General features: G+C 69.9%; 1 protein-coding gene. It reads left to right on the forward strand.

What is annotated here, in order from left to right; genetic code table 11:
- Positions 1 to 1,103 (forward strand): M3 family metallopeptidase (locus tag AC5RV2_RS18280; RefSeq protein WP_494093505.1); only part of this gene is annotated, 1,103 nt, incomplete at both ends.

Raw genomic sequence — 1,103 nt, forward strand, 5'->3', positions numbered from 1 at the left:
CGTCGCCAACGCCCGCGCCGAGGCGGAGATCCTCGCCGAGGCCGCCGGCCACCCCCTCGAGCCGTGGGACTGGGCCTACTATGCGGAGCTTGTGCGCCGCCGCGACTACAGCGTGGACCTGGCCGGGCTGCGCCAGTACTTCGAGCTCGAACGCGTGCTCGCCGACGGCGTCTTCTTCGCCGCCAACCGGTTGTACGGGCTGCGGTTCGAGGCCCGGCCGGACCTCGCCGCCTATCATCCGCAGGCCCGGATCTGGGAAGTGATGGACGACGACGGCGCCCGGCTGGGCCTGTTCATCGGCGACTTCCATACCCGGGACACGAAGAACGGCGGTGCCTGGATGGATTCGCTGGTCGAGCAGTCCCACCTGCTGGGACAGCGCGCCGTCGTGATGAACAACCTGAACATCCCGCAGCCCGCTCCCGGCGAGCCGGCCCTGCTCAGCTACGACAACGTGGTGACGCTTTTCCACGAGTTCGGCCATGCGCTGCACGGCCTGCTGTCCCGGGTGAAGTACCCCAGCCTCTCGGGCACCAACGTGCCCCGGGACTTCGTGGAGTACCCGTCGCAGGTCAATGAAATGTGGATGCTGGAGCCGGAGGTCGCCGGCAACTACGCCAGGCACCACCTGACCGGCGAGCCGCTGCCGCGGGAGGTGGTGGACCGCGTCAAGGCTGCGCAGCTGTGGGGCGAAGGCTTTGCCACCACCGAGTACCTGGCCGCGTGCGTGCTCGACCTGGCCTGGCACAGCCTGGCCGCCGGGCAGCGGGTCGAGGATCCGCTGGCCTTCGAACGGCAGGCACTGGCCGACGCCGGAATCGACCTGCCCCTGGTCCCGCCGCGCTACCGCACCGGCTACTTCAAGCACATCTTCGCCGGCGGCTACGCGGCGGGCTACTACTCCTACCTCTGGAGTGAAATCCTCGACGCCGACACGGTCGCCTGGTTCGCCGAAAACGGCGGACTCCGCCGCGGCAACGGGGACCGCTTCCGCCGCGAACTGCTCTCGCGGGGCAACAGCATGGACCCGCTGCAGGCCTACCGGAACTTCCGTGGCCGGGACGCCGACCTGGCGCCGCTGCTGGCCCGTCGCGGCCTCGACC

It is taken from the genome of Arthrobacter sp. Y3225116 (assembly GCF_059091245.1).